Genomic DNA, 19,508 nt, shown 5'->3' with positions numbered 1-19,508 from the left:
TAAGGTGAAGGAATGAAGATCAGCTTTGCCGTACCGATGTCGGGTTCCTGGGCCACTCCGGCGAACATGGCGCGTATCGCGCGCCGGGCCGAGGAGCTCGGCTATCACGAACTGTGGACGTTCCAACGGCTTCTCGTCCCGGTGGACCGCTCCCTGGCTCCGGTGTACCAGAGTGTGCAGGACCCCGTCGCGACCCTGGCGTACCTGGCGGGACTGACCGAGCGGATACGGCTCGGCGCGGCCATCCTCAACATCCCGCTGGCCTCTCCCGCCTACTACGCCAAGCAGCTCGCCACGCTGCAGCACCTGGCCGCGGGGCGGCTCACGGCCGGGTTCGGGCTCGGATGGATGCCGGAGGAGTTCGCCGCCTCCGGCGTCCCGATGGAGGGGCGCGGGCGCCGGGCGGAGGAGTTCCTTGAGGTGGTGAGGCGCCTCTGGACGCGTGAGGTGGCCGAGTTCGACGGGGACGTCTATACGCTTCCGGCCTCCCGGCAGGAGCCTCGGCCCGGTCCGGCGCCTTCGATGCTCCTCGGCGGGAACGCCGACGCCGCGCTGCGGCGGGTGGGCCGGCTGGCCGACGGCTGGATCAGCTCAAGCTCGGCCGACCTGCGGCGTATCGACGCTCGGATAGCCCTGGTCAAGGACGCGGCCCGCGAGGCGGGGCGCGACCCGTCGGCGCTGCGGTTCGTTGTGCGGGGGGTGACGAGGGTGCGGCCGGGCGGGGATCCGGGGCGTGCTCCGCTCACGGGGTCCTACGACGAGATCCGGTCCGATGTCGCGGGCCTCGCCGCGATGGGGGTCACCGAGGTGTTCCACGACCTCAACTTCGATGAGGAGATCGGGTCTGTGGAGGCCGACCCCGTGGTGTCGATGCGCCGGGCCGAGGAGGCGTTGGAGCTGCTGGCGCCCGGTACGGATGGGCGAGTTGGGAGATAGAAGCGTGTATTTTCCCTCAATGGGCCTTTCCCAAGGGGAGCGCCGTCTATGAGTGGCAATAGACAAGGGACTCGCCTGGAGGTAATCTATGCTAGGGGTGTTAGCGCCCCTTTTGCCGACTTAAGCGAAGAAGGCGCGAAACATCCCTCGGATGATAGTTAATGATCTCCGAAAGGCGGCTAGGGATTCCTTTAAAGCGGGAAAAAGTCTGATATTTGACTGATAGGTGAATTCTCCCTATACATTCTCGGTGCTAGGTGTTCCCTTGTCCGGTGTCTGGGGGTACAAACGGGTATCGGTGCCTTTTTGGCACCACCCAGTGTTCCCCAACGCAAGGAGCGTCATGGCACAGTCGACCCGCATTCGCTTGCCCTCTAAACAGGTCACGCCTGCCCAGGCGTTCCAGCCGAGTAAGTCGGAGATCGACACCGTGGAGGCGTCCGCGCCGGCATCGCCGAGCGCGCCGACGCAGGAGTCCTCGGCTCAGGCTCTGAATCGCGGCTACGCCGAGCTGCTGCAGGAGGTCCGCATCGGCCAGACCTCCGTGCAGGCTCTGGCGGGCTTCCTGATGGCTCTCGCCTTCATGCCGCGCTTCGCCACCATCACACCGACTCAGCGAATCATCTACGTGGCGGCGCTGGTCACCACGATGATCGCGGCGGCTCTGCTCACCGCGCCGGCTCCCTTCCACCGCATCGTCTACGGACGGCAGCTGAAGAAGAAGCTGGTCAAGTTGGCGAGCCGCCTGACCCTCGTCGGGCTGGTCATGCTCATGGTCGCTCTGGGATGCGCTCTGATGCTCGTCCTCGACGTCATGGGAATGACGGCTGCGCCGTATATCGTGATAGTGGCCTTATTCGGGTTCTTGGTCGTCTGGTTTGTTCTGCCGCTGTGGTTGCGTGTGCGGCATGGCTACAGGGACGAAACCTGACCGACCCCAGGGTGCCGCCGACGAGCGGTGGCACCCGCCGCGCTAAAACCGCTCCTCCGCTTAGCCCGCACCCCGGTGTCCGGCTCCGGCTCCTATCGGCTCTCCCATAACCGCCGTAGAGCGGACCCCGCACATGACCGCCTCTCGCCGACGACGAGGCGGTCGACTCATGTCCGGGGTCAATTCATTTCAGTCATCCGGAAAGACGGTTTACCCATTTCCGAATATGGGCTGACAGGCCGAGTTTCCGCTACCGCGCCAGCCGGCTCATGGCGAGGTGGGCCAGAAGCGCGGCGCCGTCCGGGAGCACCGCGTCGTCGAACTCCACCTCCGCCGAATGGTTGTAGGGAGCGGTGGCCGGGTCGCGCTCCGGCGGGCACGCCCCCAGGAAGAGGAACGCGCCAGGGACCTCGTCGAGGACGTAGGAGAAGTCCTCGGCCCCTGTGACGGGCTGAGGGGCGACGAAGTACCTGCCGGGGCCGAGCAGGTCGGTCACCGCGTCGCCGGCGAAGGCCGACTCGTCCGGGTCGTTCACCGTGACCGGGTAGCCCATGCCGAACTCGGCCCGGCCCGCCAGACCGTGCGCCTCGGCGATGTTCGTCACCAGCCGGACCGCGCGCTCCTTCACGGCGGCGCGGTTGGCCTTGCTGAACGTGCGGATCGTCACTTCGAAACGCGCCTCGTCGGGGATGACGTTCTCCGCGGTTCCGGCGTGGAAACTGCCCACGGTGATGACGACGGGGTCGAACACATCGAAACCCCGCGTGACCATCGTCTGGAGAGCGGTCACCATCTCGCACGCCGCCGGGATCGGGTCGAGCGCCCGGTGCGGAGCCGAGCCGTGCCCGCCTCTGCCGCGTACGGTGACCACCAGGGTGTCGGCGGCGGCCATGATCGGCCCGCCGCGTGCCGAGAACACCCCCGGCCGCAGCATCCCGGACACCACGTGGAGGGCGTACGCCGCGGCGGGCCTCCGTCCCGCCGCGTCCAGCACCCCCTCCTCGATCATGTACCGCGCGCCCTCGTGCCCTTCCTCCCCCGGTTGGAACATGAAGACGACGTCCCCCGCGAGATCCTCGCGCCGCGCCGACAGCAGGTGGGCCGCCCCGGCGAGCATGGCCGTGTGCAGGTCGTGCCCGCACGCGTGCATGACGCCGTCCACCGTGGAGATGTACGGCAGGGCGTTGCGCTCGTGGACGGGAAGCGCGTCCATGTCACCGCGGAGCAGGACGACAGGGCCAGGCTTTCCGCCGCGCAGCACCGCGGTCACCGACGTGAGCGACCGTCCGGTGCCGATCTCTAGCGGCAGTCCGTCGAGGGCTTGGAGCACCTTTTCCTGGGTGCGCGGCAGTGTGAGGCCGATCTCGGGCTCGGCGTGGAGGGCGTGGCGCAGCCGCTGAAGCTCGCCACTCATGTCCCGGGCAGATTGCAGAAGCGACATGACGGCATTCTTCACTGTTTCCCGGGGGAGCGGTTCGTCGCCGCGCACACATTCCCGGCGGGCGCTCCTGCGCCGGCGACCTAGCGGCGGAGGCGGCGGTGTGGACAGGCCCCGGGACGGCCGGAAGGCGGCAAGATCCATCGGGGCCGGGTCGGCGGGGGACAACGGGCTCCAGTGGCGCGGCGGGTCAGGGGCCGATCAGCTCGGGGAGGCGGGCGATGTGCTCGACGAGATACGCGGCGAGCTCCGGCGGAACGAGGTCGAGCCCTTCGACAGCGGCCGGTTCCAGGGGGAGACGCACGGTCTCGTAGTGGCCGCGGGCGGGGTCGTCGAACTCCGGGCCGCAGCGCAGCGCGGCGTCCAGGGAGACCAGGCGGCAGCCGTACACGTGCTGCGGCTTCACGCCCTCGGGCCGCAGGCAGCGCAGGGTGGTGAGCGGGGTGACGCTCCTGACCACGGCGCCGAGCTCTTCGAGCATCTCGCGGTGCAGCGCGTGCTCGAACGTCGCGTCTGCGGGCTCGACGTGGCCGCCGGGCACCGACCAGTAGACGGGCCGTCCCGGCGGGGTGCGGCGGAACACGATGAGCCGGTCGCCGTCGAGCACAAGGGCGCGGACGCTGGGTTGGAGCGTGATCGGGTGCAGGGAGCCCATGGTGCCTCAGTGGTCGCCGCGGCGGAGGCGCTTCAGGTCGGAGCGGTGCTTTTTCTCGGTGAGGCGGCGCTGCACGGCGGCCCGGCTGGGTTTGGTGGGGCGGCGGCGTTTCGGCGGCGGGGCGACGGCCTCGCCGAGCAGGTGGGCGAGGCGGACCTGGGCGGCGGCGCGGTTGCGGAGCTGGGAGCGGTGCTCGGAGGCGACGACGGTGATCACGCCGCCCGTCAGGCGCCCGGCGAGTCGCTCCAGGGCGCGCTCCTTGAGCGCGGGGCCGAGGGCCGAGGTGGACGCGAGGTCGAAGCTGAGCTCGACGCGACTGTCGGTGGTGTTGACGCCCTGCCCGCCCGGGCCGGAGGCGCGTGAGAAGCGCCACTGGAGCTCATCCTCGGGGATGGCGATGGCGCCGCGCACGAGCAGTGGGCCGGACATGAGACGGGACCCTCCGGGTTTCTGATGGGTGTGGGCGTGGCTCGCGGTGCCGTACGCGGGGTGTCCGGTACGGCATCGCGGGGCGGGAAGCCGTGGACCTCAAGGATATCGAGGGCGTCTCCGGCGAAGGCAACTGAATTGTGCCCTAGCGAATTATCAGACCGAGTTGTGGCGCCCCGCATGGTCGGGCAAAGTGTGCGCGGGGTCCGGAAAGCTTGAGGAGTACGCGGTGTCGGCCATCGTCGGCGTGCATGGAATCGGTAAGCACAAGTACTACGAGGAAGCGGGCCGGTCCCCCGAGGGGGCGGCGGAGGCCATGCGCCTCAAGTGGGACCGCTATCTGCACGCGGGGCTCACCGGCGGGTCGGCCCACTCGGGGCAGTCCTACATCACGACGGTGGCCTACTACGCCCACCTGCTGAACGACGGCCCGGCCGGGAACGCTCCAATGAGGGCCGCCGCCCCGCAGCCGATGGACCAGAAGGCGCAGGCCGTCCTCGTCGAGTGGGCCGCCCAGGTGGACGCCCTGAAGAACGCGGTCGGGGAGTCGCTGACCGGGTCGCTGCGCAGGCTCACCGAATGGCTGCTGACGCGCCTCGACCACCGGGCGGCGGCCTTCGCCGGCCTGTTCGCCCCGGAGGTGTCGGCCTACCTGGACGGCAGGCAGGGGGCGCGGGCGGCGTGCGCCAGCGAGGTCGCCGAGACGATCAGACGGGAGAAGGCGCGGGTGGTGATCGCTCACTCGCTCGGCAGCGTCGTCGCCTATGAGGCGCTGTGGGCCAACCCGGACCTGGAGGTGGATCTGCTGATCACTCTGGGCAGTCCCCTGGGACTGCGCCGGGTGGTGTTCGACCGGTTGACGCCCGCCCCCGTCAAGGGCCGGGGGCAGCGTCCGAAAGGTGTCGCGCGCTGGGTGAACATCGCCGACAAGGACGACATCGCGGCCATCCCTCCGGCGCTCGCCGCGCTGTTCGGAGGCGTCGACCTGGACATCCAGGTGAACCTCGACTGGATCGACTTCCACACGGTGGAAAAATATCTGGGGTCGGGCAGGCTGAACCCCCACCTCCAGCCGTATCTGCTCTGACCGCGGGGGAACGCGTCACGTGCCGGCGCTACGGGGTCCGAGGCTTGTCGTCGGGCTCCAGCGGCGGCGCGTTGACGGCGCAGTGGGGTCGGCTTTCCGGCTCGCGCGCCTCCGGGCGGGCCAGCACGTTGCGGCGCACGGCGAGGAAGGCGATCACGGCCGACACCGCCATCAGCGCGGCGCAGGCGAGCATCGCCGTGCGGAAGCCCGAGGCGAAGGCGGCCGGGTCGCGATAGGCGTCGCCGGTGAGGCCCGCCAGCGAAGGCACCGCGGCCACGGCGAGCAGCCCGCCCGTGCGCGCGACCGCGTTGTTGACCCCGCTCGCCACACCCGCGTAGCGCTCCTCGGCGGACGCGAGGACGGTGGCGGTGAGGGGCGCGACCGCCGCCGACAGCCCGAGGCCGAAGACGACGACCGGCGGCAGGACGTCGATCACATAGGAGGCCCCCGGGCCGATGCGGCTCATCCCCGCCATGCCCGCGGCGCAGAGCAGGATGCCCAGCGTCATCGGCATCCGCGGGCCGACCCGCCGCGCGAGCTCGCCCGCCGGGGCCGACAGCAGCAGCATCAGGGCGGTCACCGGCAGCATGGCCGACCCGGCGGCGACGGGGGAGAACCCGGCCGCGACCTGGAGCTCCATGACGAGGAGGAAGAACACCACGCCCATCGCGGCGTACATCACCAGGGTGACCACGTTGATCGCGCTGAACACCCGGTCGTGGAACAGGCCCGTCGGCACGAGGGCGTCGGGGGACCTGCGCATCTCCACCAGCACGAACGCCACGCCGAGGGCCGCCCCCGGGACCAGCGCGAGTAGCGCCGCGCCCTCCTGGATCAGGCCGTAGGTGACGCCGGTGAGCGCGAGCGCCGCGAGCACCGCGCCGAGCACGTCGAAACGTCCCGCCGCCGCGGTGTCCCGGCTTTCCGGCACATGCCGTACGGCGACGGCCACGACGACCGCGGCCAGGGGAAGGTTGATCAGGAACACCCACCGCCAGCCCACGGTCTCGACGAGCCACCCGCCGAGCAGCGGCCCGACGGCGGCGGCCACGCCGCCGAGGCCCGACCACGCCCCGACGGCGCGCGGCCGGTCGTCGCGGACGAACGAGGACTGGATGATCGCCAGCGAGCCGGGGGTGAGCAGCGCGCCCCCGACGCCCTGGAGGGCGCGGGCGGCGATGAGGGCCTCGATGTCGGGGGCCAGCCCGCAGAGCGCGGAGGCGATCGCGAACCAGACGACGCCGATCAGGAAGATCCTGCGCCGCCCGAAGCGGTCGCCGAGCGAGCCGCCGAGCAGGATCAGCCCGGCCAGCGTGAGCGTGTAGGCGTTGACGGTCCACTGGAGGCCGGACATCCCGGCGTCGAGCTGCGCCCCGAGCGTCGGCAGGGCCACGTTGACCACCGTGCCGTCGAGCATCGCCATGCCCGAGCCGAGCACGGTGGCGGCGAGGACCCACCGCCCCCGGCCCGAGGAGAGGCGGATGCGGCCGTCCTCCACCGCGCCGTCACCCTCCGGGCGGGCGGAGGGGGCCATCAGACCCGCGCGCCGAGCGCCCGCAGGACGAACCGCGTCAGGCGGGACTCGGCGGCCTCCGGCGTGGTCGAGCCGTCCAGCAGCGGGATGCGCTCGGAGCCGACGGCGGCGAGGATGAAGCGGGCGGTCGCCGGCACGTCGTCGGCGTGGAAGTCGCCCGCCTCGACCCCGCTCTCGATGATGTCGACGAGGACGCGCTGCATCGGCGCGACGTGATCGGCGAGGCGCTGGTAGGCGTCGGGACCGAGGGTGGCGCTCAGGTCGGCGGGGCCGGGGTGGGGGTGGGCGAGCAGCCCGGCGAGCTGGAGGCGGACAAAGGCGCGCAGCCGGTCGGCGGGGGAGGCCCCGGAGGGCAGCTCGCGCTCGTAGCTCTCGATGAAGTAGCTGGTGACGCGCTCGGTGAACCCCAGCAGGAGCGCGGCCTTGTCGGGGTAGTAGTTGTAGAGCGCCGTGCGGGTGATGCCGGCCTCGCCCGCCACATCGGTCAGGGAGATGGTGTCGATGCCCTGCCTGCGGGCCAGCCGCGCGACCGCTTCAAGGATGCGGTCGCGGGTCTGCGCGCGGTGTTCGCCGATCGTGGCGGCCGAGATCCGGGGCATGTCTCCATCGTCGCACAGCGCGTTCGGGTTCAGGCCGCCGTGCTCGCGGGCAGTGAGCGGCCGAGGTCGCTCAGGACCTCCGTGTTGAGCTGGTAGGCGAGGCGGGTCTCGCGGATGACGCGCTGCCGTTCGGAGCCGTCCACCGGCATCGCGTCCAGCCTGCGGCGGTAGTCCTCCTTGAAGCGCGGCAGGCTGCCGATGTCGAAGCGGTAGAAGTCCACTCCGCCGCCGGGCCCGTAGCCGTAGATCTTCTGGAGCCCCATCCTGATGAACTGCCCGCCGGACAGGTCGCCCATGTAGCGCGTGTAGTGGTGGGCGACGTATCCGCCCGGCCAGTCGGCCATCTGGTTGATCCGCGCCACCAGGGTGAGGGTGGGCTTGCTGGGGGAGATCCGGTCCCGGAAGGACGGGCCGTAGATCGTGGTGAGGTCGCGGATCAGGGCCTCCTCCCGGAAGAGCTCCGGCCGCACGAATGGCCCGGCGACCGGGTCGTCGGCGAGCTGCCTGGCGGTGCCGTCCAGCGCGAGGTAGGCGAAGTAGTGCTGGGCCACCATCTCGCCGTAGGACTCGCGGCTGAGCCGCCCCGCCATCAGCGCCTTGAGGTAGCCGTCGTCCTCGGCCTGCGAATGCTCGCCCCAGGTGGCGTTCTTCAAGGTTTCAGAGAACGGCGTATCGGTCATATGCCACTCACTCGCGTCGGTCGGTGCCAGCGTGAAAAGCTTTCACGACAGAGTGTCGCAAAGACGGCGCGCGGTGGTCAAGAGGATGGCGACACCCTGTCGTGAAACTTGAGCCGGGCCACGGACGCGACCACCACCGCGACCAGCGCCGCCACGGCGAGGAGTAGCATCCATCCCACCCGGCCCGCGATCCACCCCGCGTCGGCGGGCGGCGCGAGCAGCCCCGGCACCGCGCCGAACGGCATGGCCGCCAGCGCCACCAGCACGAGCGCCGTCTGATGCCACAGGAACAGCGCCATCGCCGACAGGTTGATGACCACCACCACCGCCCACAGGCCCGGTCCGCGCGCCAGACGCGCCAGCCGCTCCCGCGCGAGCAGCGCCACCCCCACCTGGGCCGCTCCGAAGCACACCGCGGCCAACGTCGGCGGCGACAGGTTCGACACCCGCGCGCCGGTCACCCCCACCATGCTCGCCGGATAACCGAACCCCACCAGCAGCACCGCCATCCCCGCCGCGCCGCCCAGCAGCAGACCCCACGCCGCCGCGCGCCCGCGCAGCCGGCCGCGCGCGAAGGCCACCCCGAGCCCGTACGGCACGAGCCACGCGGCGAGCACGTTCACCCATCCCAGGGACGTCGGCCCGCCGGGCGACGGCCGTACCAGGTCGACCGCCAGCACGACGCCGGCCATGGCGGCCGGGACGGCGAAGGGCGGCAGGCGCAGCAGCAGCGGCGTGAGCGCGGTCAGCGCCGCAAACACGGCGAGGAACCACAGCGGCCCGAGGGCGGGCAGCATGAGGGAACGCAGGGAGCGCCACGGCATGTCCGCGGCCGTGAGCGCAGTCGCGAGCACCGCCCAGAACAGCAGGAGCGGCACGGCGGGCCGCAGCAGCCGGACCATCCGCCCGCCCAGCCACGCACGGGTGTCCGCGTGCAGGGTGAGGAGGCTTCGCGCCGACACGTGGCCGCCGACGAAGAAGAACACGGCGAGGGTCTGGAGCACCCACGACACCGGGGCCAGGTCCGGCAGGTAGGCGAGCGGGCTGGACATCACCAGGTGGCCCTCCGCGGTGAAGTCCCAGGCCGTGACCAGCCAGTGCCCGAGCACCACTCCGCCGATCGCCCCCGCGCGGAGCACGTCGGCGGCCCGATCGCGGCCCGCCGGCGTGGCCGCGTCCACGCCCGCCGCGTAAGCGCGCAGCCGGGCCCGGATCCGTGGGATCGGCGGTGGTGCGGCGGTCTCAGCGGACAACGGTCACCTCCGAGGCGCGACCGAGTGCGATCAGCGTGAGGTTGCGCAGGGACTCGGACTCCGGGCGCAGGTAGTCGCTGTGGCCCGCCCGACCGGTCGTGAACCGGCGGGCGCCGAAGTCCGGGTGCATCGGGTCGGCCCCGAACCCGAACGGGCCGATCGTCACGTTCGGCACGTTGCTGATCCAGTCGTCGGCACCGAGCCCCGCCCAGAGCCGCACCCCGCCGAGGTCACGGGCGTGGCCGACCTGGAGGCCCGCGCTTCCGAAGACGGCCAGATCGGCCACCGCCGAGCCCGGCACCGCCTTGGCGCACACCACCGATCCGTAGCTGTGGCACAGCAGCGTCACCCGCTTGCCTTCCAGGTTATCCACCACGCCGCGCAGCGCACGTGCGCCCTCCTCGGCGGCGTGCGCCGTCGCCACCCCAAGGCTCCACGTCTTCGGGCTGTCGTAGCCGAGCCAGGCGACCACCGCCAGCTTCGCCGCCGGGTCCACCCGCCGCGCCTCGGCCATCAGCGCCTTCGCCCCGCCCTCCGGCGTGCTGTACGGCTTGTCGCCCCGCCTCTCGAACGTGGCGACCGTGGTGTCCGAGCCCGGCACCACGACCGCCACGTGCTCGGCGGTGGCGAGATCCCCGTAGACCCGGACGAGCTTCTCCACCGGGGCGGCCTGCGGAGAGCCGAGCAGCCCTCCGACGGCCGCCACCACCGCCGCCACGCTCACCATGGTCCGACCTGTCATCCGTTCTCCCCATCCTGTGGTTCAGGCAGGACGGTAGGAGTCCGGCGCTGTCGCGCACGTCACCGCAGAGAGTGATCTTCGGGGTGGTCCCGGGGAGTTACGGAGGGCGACCCGGAGGAGCCGTGCCGCAGAGAGGGTCTTGCTTCAGAAAGGCCGCACCAGGCCGCTCTCGTAGGCGTAGACGATGGCCTGGGCGCGGTCGCGCAGGCCGAGCTTGGCCAGCATGCGGCCGACGTGGGTCTTGACCGTCTGGTCGGAGACGTGGAGCCGTTCGGCGATCTCCTGGTTGGACAGCCCCTGGGCGATGAGGGCGAGCACCTCGGTCTCGCGCTCGGTCAACTCCTCGATCTTCCGCAGCGAGGGCGCCCGCGGCCCGCCCAGCCGGGCGAACTCCGCGATCAGACGCTTGGTGACCGACGGCGCGATGAGCGCCTCGCCCGCGGCGACCACGCGCACCGCCTCGGCGAGCTGCAGCGCCGAGGCGTCCTTGAGGAGGAACCCGCTCGCCCCCGCCCGCAGGGCCTCGTAGACGTAGTCGTCCAGATCGAACGTGGTCAGGATCAGCACCTTGGAGGGGCCGTCGGCCGTGCCGCCGAGGATCTCCCGGGTGGCCGTCAGGCCGTCCATCACCGGCATCCGCACGTCCATAAGGATCACGTCCGGCTTCAGCGCGGCCGCGCGCTCGACCGCGACCAGGCCGTTCTCGGCCTCGCCCACCACCTCGATGTCGGGCTGGGAGGCGAGGAACACGCGGAAGCCCGTGCGCACCATGCCCTGGTCATCGGCGATCAGCACCCGGATCGTCACCGTACCTCCTTGATCGGAAGCCTAGCGCTCACGCGGAAGCCCCCGTCCGGCGTCGGCCCGGCCGCCAGCGTGCCCCCCAGCATCGACGCCCGCTCCCGCATGCCGATCAGTCCGTGCCCGGGTCCCACCCGCTCGTCGTCCGCGCCGATCCGCGCAACGGGGACGGCGGGCGGACCGTTCGAGATCCGCAGCAGCAGCTCGCCCGCCGTACGGCTCACGGCCACGGTCACCGTGGACCCCGGCGCGTGGCGCATCGCGTTGCTCAGAGACTCCTGCACGATCCTGTACGCCGTCAGCCCGGCCGAGTCCGGCAGGTCGTCCAGGGGCTCCGGCGTGGAGACGCCCACTGTCAGTCCCGCCGCCCGCGCGTTGGCGATCAGCTCGCCCAACCGGTCCAGCCCCGGTTGCGGCGCGGTGTCCCGTTCGCCGTGCTCGTCGCGCAGCACGCCGAGCACCCGCCGCATCTCCGACAGCGCGTTCAGCGACAGCTCCCGGATCTCCTTCAGGCCCGCCTCCAGTTCGCGGGCGTCGCCCGCGGCGCGCAGCGGCACCGCCTCCGCCTGGATGGCGATCACCGACATGTGGTGGGCCACCACGTCGTGCAGCTCCCTGGCGATGCGCGACCGCTCCTCCAGTGCCGCCTTGGCGGCCTCCGCCTCCTCGGCGCGCAGGGTGTCGCCCGACAGGCGCCGCCGTACGCGCACGTTGGAGCCGAGCAGCGCCGCCAGCAGCGGGACGATGACACCGAGGAGCATCTCGTCGGGGGTCCAGAGAGCCAACTTCTCAAGCGGTCCGTCGTCCGGGCTCCACATGATCGTGGTGAGAACCGTGAGCACGGCGGCGGCGATGGTGAGGTCGCGCTCGCAGCGGACGGCCACGGCGTAGAGGCAGAGCGCGAGGGCGACGTAGGTGAGCGTGTTCACCGTGCCGATGGTGTCCGGCGGAGGGCTGATCCGGCCGATGGGGAACGCGACCAGGCAGAGGCGCCAGGCCGCGACCGGCGACCGGTCGCGGAGAAGGACGGGCAGCATGCCGCTGTAGAGCGGGAGGAGGAACACTTCGGACCCCTGGGGCACGCCTCTCAGCACGAGCATGACCAGCGAGGCGAGGCCCATGACCACGGCGAGCGCGAGGTCGAGCACCACGACGACGTCGGCCTCCCCGAGCAGGGGCAGGTTTCTGCGTCTGGACGTCGCGATCGGTGAGGAAGGGTGACGCGGGGGGACGGGTTCGGCGGTGCCGGTGAACAGCGCGGCCTTGAACGCCCGCCACGCACGGCCGCGGGCGCGGCCCGCCCGCACGCGGGCGCGGTTGGTCATCGGTCGAGTCTAGATCGGGGTATTCGCGTCCGTCGTCGCCCTTGAGGGGGACAGAGGGGGTGGCCCTTCTGGGGGACACCGGGAAGTGATGGGCTCCCCGCGGGCTTGTACGGGGTGGCCGCTCCGAGGCCCGGTTGATCGCTGACGGCGAACACGCTCAAGTTCGGGAACATTCAGAGGCTCCCAATACTTGAGTCGGTATAACTCAACCTTTGGAGAGAGCGAGAGAGCGTGAGCGAGATACTGACCCTTCCGGTCCTTCCCCTCGACGACTCGGTCGTGCTGCCCGGCATGGTCGTGCCGCTCGATCTTTCCGACGGCGAGGTGCGCGCCGCGATCGACGCCGCCCAGGCCGCCGGCCGGAGCAAGCCGCAGGTGCTGCTGGTGCCGAGGATCGACGGGCGCTACGGCGCGGTCGGCGTCACCGCCGTGGTCGAGCAGGTCGGCCGGTTGCCCGGCGGGGAGCCCGCCGCGGTCGTGAGGGCGGTGGCGCGTGTGCGCGTCGGCTCGGGCACCACAGGGCCGGGGGCGGCCCTGTGGGTCGAGGCCGCCGAGGTGGAGGAGGCGCGGGTCACCGAGGCCGCCGAGGAGTACGGCAGGCAGTACAAGGCCCTGGTCACCACGATCCTGCAGAAGCGCGGCGCATGGCAGGTCGTCGACGCCGTCAACCAGATCGGCGACCCGTCGGAGCTTGCCGACAGCGCCGGATACGCCCCCTGGCTGACCACCGCCCAGAAGATCGAGCTGCTGGAGACGCCCGACCCGTCGCGGCGGCTGGAGCTGCTGATCGGATGGGCCCGCGACCACCTGGCCGAGCTGGACGTCGCCGAGACCATCCGCAAGGACGTCCAGGAGGGCGTGGAGAAGCAGCAGAAGGAGTTCCTGCTCCGCCAGCAGCTCGCCGCCGTGCGCAAGGAGCTGGCCGAGCTCCAGGGCGACCCGTCGAGCGAGGAGGAGGACTACCGGGCCCGCGTCGAGGCCGCCGACCTGCCCGAGAAGGTGCGCGAGGCCGCGCTCAAGGAGGTCGACAAGCTTGAGCGCGCCTCCGACCAGTCGCCCGAGGGCGGCTGGATCCGCACCTGGCTCGACACGGTGCTCGACCTGCCGTGGAACGAGCGCACCGACGACGCCTACGACATCGCGGGCGCGCGGGCGGTGCTCGACGCCGACCACACCGGCCTCGACGACGTCAAGGACCGCATCGTCGAATACCTCGCCGTGCGCAAGCGGCGCAAGGACAGGGGCCTCGGGGTCGTCGGCGGGCGGCGCGGCGGTGCCGTACTCGCCCTGGCCGGGCCCCCCGGGGTCGGTAAGACCTCGCTCGGCGAGTCGGTGGCGCGGGCGATGGGCCGCTCCTTCGTCCGCGTCGCGCTTGGCGGCGTGCGCGACGAGGCCGAGATCAGGGGCCACCGGCGCACCTACGTCGGGGCGCTGCCGGGCCGCATCGTGCGGGCCATCCGCGAGGCGGGCTCCATGAACCCCGTCGTGCTGCTCGACGAGATCGACAAGGTCGGCGCCGACTACCGGGGCGATCCGACCGCCGCCCTGCTGGAGGTGCTCGACCCCGCCCAGAACCACACGTTCCGCGACCACTACCTGGAGGTCGAGCTCGACCTGTCGGACGTGCTCTTCCTCGCCACGGCCAACGTGCTCGAAGCCATCCCCGGGCCGCTGCTCGACCGCATGGAGGTCGTCACGCTCGACGGCTACACCGAGGACGAGAAGGTCGCCATCGCCCGCGACCACCTGCTCCCGCGCCAGTTGGAGCGGGCCGGCCTGACCGCCGACGAGGTCGCGGTCGACGAGGGGGCGCTGCGCCGCCTGGCCGCTGAGTACACCAGGGAGGCCGGGGTGCGAGCCCTGGAGCGCTCGGTGGCCCGGGTGCTGCGCAAGGTCGCGGCCAAGGTCGCCCTCAGCGAGGCCGAGCTGCCGCTCGGCGTCGGCGTCGGCGACCTCGTCGACTACATCGGCCGCCCGAGGTTCGTGCCCGAGTCGTCCCTGCCGGAGTCCCGGCAGCGTACGGCGGTGCCGGGCGTCGCCACCGGTCTCGCGGTGACGGGCGCCGGCGGTGACGTGCTCTACGTCGAGGCTTCGCTGGCCGACCCGGAGACCGGATCGACCGGGGTGACCCTGACCGGCCAGCTCGGCGACGTGATGAAGGAGTCGGCGCAGATCGCGCTCTCCTACCTGCGTTCGCGCGGGGTGGAGTTCGAGCTGCCGGTCGGCGACCTCAAGGACCGCGGCGTGCACATCCACGTGCCCGCCGGGGCCATCCCGAAGGACGGCCCCTCCGCCGGTGTCACCATGACCACGGCCCTGGCGTCGCTCCTGTCCGGGCGGCCCGTCAGGTCGGACGTGGCGATGACCGGCGAGGTCTCCCTCACCGGCCGGGTGCTGCCCATCGGCGGGGTCAAGCAGAAGCTGCTCGCCGCCCACCGGGCGGGCATCACGACCGTCCTGATCCCGGCCCGCAACGAGCCCGACCTGGACGACGTGCCGGAGCAGGTGCGGGCGGAGCTGACCGTTCACGCGGTGAGCGACGTGCGCGAGGTCCTCGACCTCGCTCTGGAGCCCGCCACCACGGCGGTCGCCGCCGCCTGACCTGCGCCACGACATAATTGGGCAAATCATTCAGTCATTTGACTGAATGATTTGCCCATGTTGTCATTGGGGCATGTTGTACGGCACACCCAAGCTGGAGCCGGCGGACGAAGACGTCCTGATCGAGATCGAGGAGATGCGGCGCGACCTGCGCTACCTTCTGGCCGAGCCGCACCGGTGGGACGGTCAGGTCCGGCGGCAGCTCCAGGCCCGCGCCATCCAGGGCTCCAACGCCATCGAGGGCTACCGCGCCGGAGTGGAGGACATCGAGTCCATCATGTCGGGGGAGGATCCGCTCGACACCCCGGGCCCGGCCACCCGGGAGATCGCCGGCTGCCAGCAGGCCATGACCTACATCCGGGTGCTCGCCCAGAGCCCGGCCTTCCGGTTCGACGCCGGGGTGCTCCACGCGCTCAACTTCATGATGATCGGCCACCACATCGACAAGACCCCGGGCACGCTCCGGCCCGGAGCCGTCTACGTGCGCGACTCCACCACCGGAGAGGTGGTCTACGAAGGTCCTGACGCCGCCGAGGTGTCCCAACTCCTCGACGAACTGGTCTCCTGGCTCAACGACGGCGACCTCGCCGCGCCCAGCCACGTCCGCGCGGCGATGGCCCACCTGAACCTCGTCAAGATCCACCCGTGGCTCGACGGGAACGGCCGCGTGTCCCGCGCGCTCCAATCCCTCGTGCTCGGGCGCGACCAGATCACGACCCCCGAGTTCGCCTCCATCGAGGAGTGGCTCGGACAGGCCCGCGTCACCGTCGAGTACCACGCGGCTCTCGGCGAGGTGGGCCGCCGACGGTGGAACCCCCACGCCGACACCCTGCCATGGGTCCGCTTCTGCCTGCGCGCCCACCACATGCAGGCCCAGCGCGTACGGCAGCGCCTGGCCGAGGCGGGCGAGGTGTGGATGCTCCTGGAGGACGCGACCGGCGCCGAAGGGCTCAACCCCCGCTGCGTCTCCGCCCTCTACCAGGTGTTCGTCAGCCGGCGGCTCCGCCGCGGCACCTACCAGTCCGACGAGTCCCTCAGCCAGGGGCAGGCCGCGCGCGACCTCAGGGACCTGTCGGCCAGGGGATGGCTCAAGCCGTACGGCGAGACCAAGGGGCGTTTCTACGCCCCCGGCCCGAGGATGGACATGATCCGGGCCGACTTCGCGCAGCGCGCGGCGCCGCTGCGCGACCCCTACCGAGCCCCCCACCGCGACCCCTGCCGGGCCCGCGTGTAGGCAGGGGCGTGCGACGATGCGGCTTTGGAGGAGGCTTTCCCTGACACGGGCATATGGCTCGCCGGGGGATGCCGGTCGCTGCGAAGAATGGTCGATGTGGCGGTGTTCGCAGTGATGCTCACGGTGTTCTTGTCGTTGGTGGAAGTCGGGGTGGCCAAGGAGGGCGCCGCGGGCGTCGTCTACCGGCGGGAGGACTTCCGGCAGGGCACGGGCGAGGGCACGGGCGAGGGCGAGGGCACGGGCACGGGCGAGGGCGAGGGCGCGGACACCGGCCCTCGGCTCGGCTTCGCCTCGCCGGTCGGCACCGCGGAGCGCACCGACGCGCTCGGCGCCAAGACCTGGGAGTTCGCCCGCTGGACGGGGCCGGAGCGGGCCGTCGGGTTCCCGGCCACCGAACTGATCGCGTCCTGGACGGCGGACACACCGGCCGGCACCTGGATCGAGATCGAGCTCCGCGGACGCAACGCCGCCGGCCTCACCCGGTGGTACTCGATGGGCCGCTGGGCGTACGGCGACGCCGACATCCTGCGCACCTCCGTCACGGGACAGCGCGACCGCGACGGCCGGGTCGACACCGACACCTTCGTCGCCGCCGCGGGCCGCCCCGTCACCGCCTACCAGCTGCGCGCCACCCTGTACCGGTCGCCGGGCAGCGCCGCCACCCCCGTCGTGCGGTCGCTGGGCACGATGGCCTCCGCCGTACCGGCGGCACGGAGGGTCGCGGTGAGCACCGGGGGCACCGCGTGGGGCACGGAGCTCAAGGTGCCGAGGCGTTCGCAGCACGCGCACCGGGGCCACTACCCGCAGTGGAACGGCGGAGGCCAGGCGTGGTGCAGCCCGACGTCGGTGGCGATGGTGCTCGAATACTGGGGCAAGGGCCCCTCCGCCCGGCAGACCGCGTGGGTCGACCGGTCCGACCCGGCCCCCGAGGTGGACCACGCGGCCAGGCACGTCTACGACTACGCCTACAAGGGCGCGGGCAACTGGCCCTTCAACGTCGCCTACGCCGGCCATCACGGCCTCGAAGGGTTCGTGACGCGGCTGCGTTCGCTGGCCGAGCTGGAGAGGTTCACGGCCGCGGGCGTGCCTGTGGTGACCTCGCAGTCGTTCACCCCGGCGGAGCTGCGCGGGGCCGGTTACGCCACCGACGGGCACCTCATGGTCGTGATCGGGTTCACCCGCACCGGCGACGTGATCGCCAACGACCCGGCGGCCCCCACCGACGACGGCGTGCGCAGGGTCTATTCCCGGGCCGACTTCGAGAACGTCTGGCTGCGCGGATCCAACAGCCGGGGCATCGCCTACATCATCCACCCGCCCGGCCACCCGCTCCCGGCCCCCGAACCCGGGAATTCACCCAACTGGTGAGGGGGCGGTCGTTACGTTCCTCGTGCCCGACACCGGGGAGCAGCGCCGATGGGTTCTTGATCTGCCTCGGCGGAAAGATTTTTCGGACTTCTCCCAGCCCGCGCCGACACCCCCTGAGCACGGCTGATAAAGCCCTTGTCAGGACCTGTTGACCTGCAGGTTCGTTCGCTTAGTCAGCTCTTATCGACGGTTTGTCACTCTCTTTGTACCGGGACAGGACATCGACCGGTCGCCGCCGTGGCGTCCACGGTGAGCAACAGGGAGGAAGGCATGTCGAACAACGAGCCGCGGGAGCACAACTCGGCGCCGGAAGACCCGGCGACCGGCGCCGCCGAGTTGCCGGAGGCCAAGGACGGTCGGGCGGAGGAGAGCCGCGCGCAGGAGAGCGCCGCGCGGGACCCCCGCTCCGGCTGGACCCAGTTCGGAAACGAGCCGCCCCGAGCCGGCCGGTACGGCAAGGCCGGGGAGGACACCGACCGCCTCGTCGCCGTGGGGCCGCCGCCGACGGACGACGCGACGAGCCGTACGGCTGAGCACCCCGCCCTGGCCGGACCCGGGGCGGTGCCCCCGCCCGGCTCCGAGACGCCCGCCGTGCCGCGGCAGCGGATGCGGTTCACCGCGGGTCAGAAGGTCATCGCGGGTCTCGCGCTCGCGGCCATGGCGGTCGGCGGCGGCGTCACCGGGGCCCTGATCGCGGGCGGCAACGGGGTCACGCAGGTCGCCGCGTCGAGCCCGATCGTGAACCCCGTCGCGGCCGGCGCCAACACGATCGCCGACGTCGCCAAGAACATCCAGCCGTCTGTGGTCTCCATCGAGGTCGGCCAGTCGGAGGGCTCCGGCGTGATCCTGTCGGAGGACGGGCTCATCCTGACCAACAACCACGTGGTCAGCGGAGGCGGTTCCAACGCCTCGATCACGGTGAAGTTCACCGACGGCAAGTCGGCTCCGGCCGAGATCGTCGGCACCGACGCCACGACCGACATCGCCGTCATCCGTGCCAAGAACGTCTCTGGGCTGACCAAGGCGTCGCTGGGGGACAGCGGCAAGCTCCGGGTCGGCGACTCGGTGCTCGCCATCGGGAGCCCGCTCGGCCTGGAAAGCTCCGTCACCGCGGGGATCATCAGCGCCCTCAACCGCACGCTGACCGTGGGCGGCGGCGGTGGCGGCGGCGAGAGGCAGTTCCCGCCCGGCTGGGGCAGGCAGGAGCAGGCGCCGGCCGACAGCGGCCCCACCACCATCGGGGGTGCCATCCAGACCGACGCGGCGATCAACCCGGGCAATTCCGGCGGAGCCCTGGTCAACGCGGTGGGGCAGGTCATCGGTATCAACACCGCGATCGCCACGAACGGCGGCGACGGCAACATCGGGGTCGGCTTCGCCGTACCGATCAACACCGCCAAGGACATCGCCGACCAGTTGATCAAGGGGGGCAAGGTCAGCCACGCCTATCTGGGGGTCAGCCTCGCGGACGCCGCCAACGGCACCGAGGGGGCGCATGTCGCCGAGGTCACGCAGGGGAGCCCGGCGGACAAGGCGGGCCTGCGCCAAGGGGACGTCATCACCAAGATTCACAATACGAACGTTGACGAATCGGATGATGTTGTCGGAGCGGTCAGAGGTTTCAAACCCGGCGATCAGGTGACGATCACCTATGTACGTGGTGGTCAGACGCAGACCGCCACGGTCTCACTCGCGGAGAAGCCCGCGGAGTGAGATGCTGAGGGGGGAGAGGTGTGTCGCCTAGGTCGCTGCGGACTCGGCGGCACACCTCTCCGCATGTCCGTCCGCATACCTGGCGGGCATGCCGCACGCCGCCCGGTCGGGCGGCGTTTCGCGCAGCGGCCGACTGCACGGCCGTCACGATCAACGCGGCCAACGCGCCCAACGCGGTCATC

The 19,508-nt window shown here is 71.4% G+C and carries 17 protein-coding genes; 7 read left to right on the top strand and 10 right to left on the bottom strand.

The features are described from left to right. The first annotated feature begins 12 nt into the window (after positions 1 to 12). The gene (locus tag BLQ73_RS19745) at positions 13 to 936 is read left to right on the top strand and encodes a TIGR03619 family F420-dependent LLM class oxidoreductase (protein WP_093171998.1); all 924 of its coding nucleotides are present in this window, start codon (positions 13 to 15) and stop codon (positions 934 to 936) included. Positions 937 to 1,279: 343 nt separating this feature from the next. Further along, complete coding sequence (locus BLQ73_RS19740; RefSeq protein WP_093171996.1) at positions 1,280 to 1,867, top strand: DUF6328 family protein; 588 nt, start codon at positions 1,280 to 1,282, stop codon at positions 1,865 to 1,867. A 250-nt stretch (positions 1,868 to 2,117) separates the two neighbouring features. Here BLQ73_RS19740 and BLQ73_RS19735 read toward each other — a convergent pair whose 3' ends face one another. The 3 genes from BLQ73_RS19735 to arfB form a co-directional block, all read right to left on the bottom strand. After that, positions 2,118 to 3,308: a M20 metallopeptidase family protein gene (locus BLQ73_RS19735; RefSeq protein ID WP_093172084.1), complete on the bottom strand. Its 1,191-nt coding sequence runs from the start codon at positions 3,306 to 3,308 to the stop codon at positions 2,118 to 2,120. A gap of 187 nt (positions 3,309 to 3,495) precedes the next feature. Continuing rightward, positions 3,496 to 3,960 carry an NUDIX domain-containing protein gene (locus BLQ73_RS19730; RefSeq protein WP_093171994.1) on the bottom strand — a complete coding sequence of 155 codons (465 nt, stop codon included), beginning with the start codon at positions 3,958 to 3,960 and terminating at the stop codon, positions 3,496 to 3,498. 6 nt (positions 3,961 to 3,966) lie between these two features. After that, the gene (arfB, locus tag BLQ73_RS19725) at positions 3,967 to 4,389 is read right to left on the bottom strand and encodes an alternative ribosome rescue aminoacyl-tRNA hydrolase ArfB (protein ID WP_093171992.1); all 423 of its coding nucleotides are present in this window, start codon (positions 4,387 to 4,389) and stop codon (positions 3,967 to 3,969) included. 229 nt (positions 4,390 to 4,618) lie between these two features. Here arfB and BLQ73_RS19720 point away from each other — a divergent pair, with 229 nt between their 5' ends. Next, positions 4,619 to 5,476, top strand: coding sequence for a hypothetical protein (locus BLQ73_RS19720; protein WP_093171990.1), 858 nt, complete (start codon positions 4,619 to 4,621; stop codon positions 5,474 to 5,476). A 28-nt stretch (positions 5,477 to 5,504) separates the two neighbouring features. Here the strand turns inward: BLQ73_RS19720 and BLQ73_RS19715 are convergent, their stop codons facing one another. The 7 genes from BLQ73_RS19715 to BLQ73_RS19685 form a co-directional block, all read right to left on the bottom strand. Continuing rightward, a complete protein-coding gene (locus BLQ73_RS19715; RefSeq protein WP_245691209.1) occupies positions 5,505 to 6,974 on the bottom strand; it encodes an MFS transporter in 1,470 nt (489 codons plus the stop codon). 35 nt (positions 6,975 to 7,009) lie between these two features. Further along, positions 7,010 to 7,609, bottom strand: coding sequence for a TetR/AcrR family transcriptional regulator (locus BLQ73_RS19710; RefSeq protein WP_093171986.1), 600 nt, complete (start codon positions 7,607 to 7,609; stop codon positions 7,010 to 7,012). A 29-nt stretch (positions 7,610 to 7,638) separates the two neighbouring features. Beyond that, positions 7,639 to 8,289: a biliverdin-producing heme oxygenase gene (locus BLQ73_RS19705; protein WP_093171984.1), complete on the bottom strand. Its 651-nt coding sequence runs from the start codon at positions 8,287 to 8,289 to the stop codon at positions 7,639 to 7,641. 77 nt (positions 8,290 to 8,366) lie between these two features. Then, on the bottom strand, positions 8,367 to 9,542 hold the full coding sequence (locus tag BLQ73_RS19700; RefSeq protein WP_245691208.1) for an acyltransferase family protein: 1,176 nt from the start codon (positions 9,540 to 9,542) through the stop codon (positions 8,367 to 8,369). Next, the gene (locus BLQ73_RS19695; protein ID WP_093171982.1) at positions 9,532 to 10,284 is read right to left on the bottom strand and encodes an alpha/beta hydrolase; all 753 of its coding nucleotides are present in this window, start codon (positions 10,282 to 10,284) and stop codon (positions 9,532 to 9,534) included. Before BLQ73_RS19695 ends, BLQ73_RS19700 begins: the two co-directional genes overlap by 11 nt. Positions 10,285 to 10,428: 144 nt before the next feature. Beyond that, positions 10,429 to 11,091 (bottom strand): response regulator, encoded by a 663-nt coding sequence (locus BLQ73_RS19690; protein WP_093171980.1) that lies wholly within the window; start codon positions 11,089 to 11,091, stop codon positions 10,429 to 10,431. Then, entirely contained in the window at positions 11,088 to 12,410 is a 1,323-nt protein-coding gene (locus BLQ73_RS19685) for a sensor histidine kinase (protein ID WP_093171978.1), read from the bottom strand. The genes BLQ73_RS19690 and BLQ73_RS19685 overlap by 4 nt, the downstream gene beginning before the upstream one ends. 231 nt (positions 12,411 to 12,641) lie before the next feature. Between BLQ73_RS19685 and lon the strand changes: the two genes are divergently transcribed. From lon to BLQ73_RS19665, 4 genes are all read left to right on the top strand, one after another. Further along, the gene (gene lon / locus BLQ73_RS19680) at positions 12,642 to 15,011 is read left to right on the top strand and encodes an endopeptidase La (protein WP_093171976.1); all 2,370 of its coding nucleotides are present in this window, start codon (positions 12,642 to 12,644) and stop codon (positions 15,009 to 15,011) included. 73 nt (positions 15,012 to 15,084) lie between these two features. Beyond that, positions 15,085 to 16,245 carry a Fic family protein gene (locus tag BLQ73_RS19675; RefSeq protein ID WP_093171974.1) on the top strand — a complete coding sequence of 387 codons (1,161 nt, stop codon included), beginning with the start codon at positions 15,085 to 15,087 and terminating at the stop codon, positions 16,243 to 16,245. An 87-nt stretch (positions 16,246 to 16,332) separates the two neighbouring features. Further along, the gene (locus BLQ73_RS19670; protein ID WP_093171972.1) at positions 16,333 to 17,613 is read left to right on the top strand and encodes a C39 family peptidase; all 1,281 of its coding nucleotides are present in this window, start codon (positions 16,333 to 16,335) and stop codon (positions 17,611 to 17,613) included. A gap of 270 nt (positions 17,614 to 17,883) precedes the next feature. Continuing rightward, positions 17,884 to 19,326 carry a S1C family serine protease gene (locus BLQ73_RS19665; protein WP_093172080.1) on the top strand — a complete coding sequence of 481 codons (1,443 nt, stop codon included), beginning with the start codon at positions 17,884 to 17,886 and terminating at the stop codon, positions 19,324 to 19,326. The last annotated feature ends 182 nt before the right edge of the window (positions 19,327 to 19,508 follow it).

This window comes from Sinosporangium album, assembly GCF_900100605.1.
GTDB lineage: Bacteria > Actinomycetota > Actinomycetes > Streptosporangiales > Streptosporangiaceae > Sinosporangium > Sinosporangium album.
Note: the sequence above shows the minus strand (reverse complement) of the source record. Positions and strands in the feature narration are given on the sequence as shown.

What these genes read in the sequence shown, in the direction of transcription:
- BLQ73_RS19745 (WP_093171998.1), top strand. Translation starts at nt 13, where the DNA reads ATGAAGATCAGCTTTGCCGTACCGATGTCGGGTTCCTGGGCCACTCCG.
- BLQ73_RS19740 (WP_093171996.1), top strand. Translation starts at nt 1,280, where the DNA reads ATGGCACAGTCGACCCGCATTCGCTTGCCCTCTAAACAGGTCACGCCT.
- BLQ73_RS19735 (WP_093172084.1), bottom strand. Translation starts at nt 3,308, where the DNA reads ATGTCGCTTCTGCAATCTGCCCGGGACATGAGTGGCGAGCTTCAGCGG.
- BLQ73_RS19730 (WP_093171994.1), bottom strand. Translation starts at nt 3,960, where the DNA reads ATGGGCTCCCTGCACCCGATCACGCTCCAACCCAGCGTCCGCGCCCTT.
- arfB (WP_093171992.1), bottom strand. Translation starts at nt 4,389, where the DNA reads ATGTCCGGCCCACTGCTCGTGCGCGGCGCCATCGCCATCCCCGAGGAT.
- BLQ73_RS19710 (WP_093171986.1), bottom strand. Translation starts at nt 7,609, where the DNA reads ATGCCCCGGATCTCGGCCGCCACGATCGGCGAACACCGCGCGCAGACC.
- BLQ73_RS19705 (WP_093171984.1), bottom strand. Translation starts at nt 8,289, where the DNA reads ATGACCGATACGCCGTTCTCTGAAACCTTGAAGAACGCCACCTGGGGC.
- BLQ73_RS19695 (WP_093171982.1), bottom strand. Translation starts at nt 10,284, where the DNA reads ATGACAGGTCGGACCATGGTGAGCGTGGCGGCGGTGGTGGCGGCCGTC.
- BLQ73_RS19685 (WP_093171978.1), bottom strand. Translation starts at nt 12,410, where the DNA reads ATGACCAACCGCGCCCGCGTGCGGGCGGGCCGCGCCCGCGGCCGTGCG.
- BLQ73_RS19675 (WP_093171974.1), top strand. Translation starts at nt 15,085, where the DNA reads ATGTTGTACGGCACACCCAAGCTGGAGCCGGCGGACGAAGACGTCCTG.
- BLQ73_RS19670 (WP_093171972.1), top strand. Translation starts at nt 16,333, where the DNA reads ATGGTCGATGTGGCGGTGTTCGCAGTGATGCTCACGGTGTTCTTGTCG.
- BLQ73_RS19665 (WP_093172080.1), top strand. Translation starts at nt 17,884, where the DNA reads ATGTCGAACAACGAGCCGCGGGAGCACAACTCGGCGCCGGAAGACCCG.